The organism is Pseudocitrobacter sp. 2023LY-00077 (genome assembly GCF_055796175.1).
Genome location: NZ_JBSPEI010000006.1, coordinates 20,333 through 22,400 on the forward strand (window position 1 = coordinate 20,333; position 2,068 = coordinate 22,400).

At 47.9% G+C, this 2,068-nt stretch carries 1 protein-coding gene; it reads left to right on the plus strand.

Features of this window, described 5'->3' with window-relative positions:
* The first annotated feature begins 658 nt into the window (after window positions 1-658).
* Window positions 659-1,951 (plus strand): TolC family outer membrane protein, encoded by a 1,293-nt coding sequence (locus ACWWFX_RS09485; RefSeq protein WP_473223754.1) that lies wholly within the window; start codon window positions 659-661, stop codon window positions 1,949-1,951.
* Window positions 1,952-2,068 lie beyond the last annotated feature (117 nt).

Here is a 2,068-nt window from a genome sequence, read left to right on the forward strand (position 1 = left end):
AGAATGATGCTTTTGCCACGATAAATGTCAGCGTCGAGCATGATATATCGATCGTTTTTTCTGATGTTTTCTTGGGGGAAGACCCTGAGTATTTTCTGGTGATTAAGTAGTAGTGCTAATCAAATGAACGTAGAATAAAAAATAAGTAACGGTTATTTATTAGATTTACTTAATGCTTTTTGCTACGAACATGTTTAATTAAATTTAATGATATTTTCTTTTCTCTATTTTACATTACGTATCAGGATAGTTTCTTTTTTTGTATAACCAATTTAATTTAATGATGTTTTATAAAAAATATCATGTATTTATTATGAGTTTTGTTTTGTTTTTTAAATATGAGACGCCATTAACAAAATTCCTACATTGATGGTGTGGATATGAAGTGAATGTTGTGTTAGATTTTTCCTAAGTAAAATTCTTACAAGAAATTATTTTTGATTTTAGTACTGAACTATTTCTCTGAGCGAATGACGTGTAGAGAGACTAAAACTCTCAGAACAGCATTCTTTATCAATTCTACGAATCAGGTGTGGCAAAAAGTAATACGGCCTCCGAAATAATAATTAGACCTTAACCATGGAAAGCAACATGAGTGAAAAGGATGACACCTCTGAAAAAAAACGTATTTCCTCTGCTAATTGTTGCCACAGTAGTGATGCAGATCCCCCCGGCGATTGCCGCCCCTGCTCCGGCCTGGGCGTCTCGCCCGGATATTGCGCAGGCAGCGGTGGTGGATTTAAAAGAGAGCGTTCTGTTTGCGCTTAATCGCGATCCCTCCGTCAATGAGCAGGCCGCCCAGCTTGGTATAGGAGAGGGCATGGTGGATGAAGCGCGTAGCGCATGGTTCCCTCAGGTCGCGCTGTCTGGCAGTACCGGTCATAGCCGGACGACAGATTCCAGCGGTTCGATGAACAACTCTGCCCAGTGGGGAATGAGCATTACTCAGCTGGTATACGATTTCGGTCGTACCAATAGCTCGATTGATAAACAGTCATCACAACGGGATAGCTACCGTTTCCAGTTAATGAGCACCTTTACGAGCGTCGCGGAAGAAACGGCGCTTTCCTACATCGATATTCTGCGTTATCAGGCGCTGATTCGCGTGTCAGAAGAGGGCTGGAAAGCGCTTGATAACGTCCGTCAGCTGTCTGAGTACCGCGCAAATGCGGGGCTTAACTCTCGTTCCGAAGTGCTGCAAACCGAAACCCGTATGGCCGGGATGCAGGCGACGCTGGAGCAATATCGCGCCGGTCTCGAGAGCGCGACGGCTCGCTTCGGCGTGCTGACCGGGATCACCGCCAAAACCTATCGCCCTTTGCCTGAGTCATTGGCCCTCGAGCAAAAACCGCTCTCCGAAATTGAATACTCCTATATTCCGGCGGTGATGGCTGCCGAAGCCAACGAGCAGGCATCACGTTACAACGTCGAGGGTGCGAAATCCGATCACTGGCCGTCGGTCAGTGTACGCGGGGGACGCACGCGCTATGAATCCAGCAACCGTAACTACTGGGATGATCAAATCCAGGTGGTGGTCGATGCGCCGATTTATCAGGGGGGCGCGGTCTCAGCCCGCATTGCTCAGGCGCAGGAAGCGCGCAAAATGGCCTCCTCGCGCGTTGAGCAAGCCAAATTCGACGTGCTGCAAAAAGCCTCCGTTGCTGCCGCCGACTGGCGTGGTGCTCAGGGGCGCGAAGCCGCGGGAGCATTGCAGCATCGCAATGCGATTCGCACGCGTGACGTTTACAAGGATGAGTACAAATTGGGCAAACGCAGCCTCAACGATTTGCTCAGCGTCGAGCAGGATGTCTATCAGGCAGCCTACTCACAAACCCTTGCTGATTTCGATGGCTGGAGCGCAGCGGTGAATTATGCCGCCGCAACAGACAATTTATTGCCGTTAGTAGGAATTCAAAAACACGTAACCTCGACACTACCGGAACTGAAATAGCCCGCAAAAAATAAATGCGCGCCAGATTGCGAAAAATGGGATTGATTTCTCAGGGGATCCCTTATTCGCCATCTCAGGAAAAACGCAGTTCCGCAGATTACTTACAAGGAGCCTCCT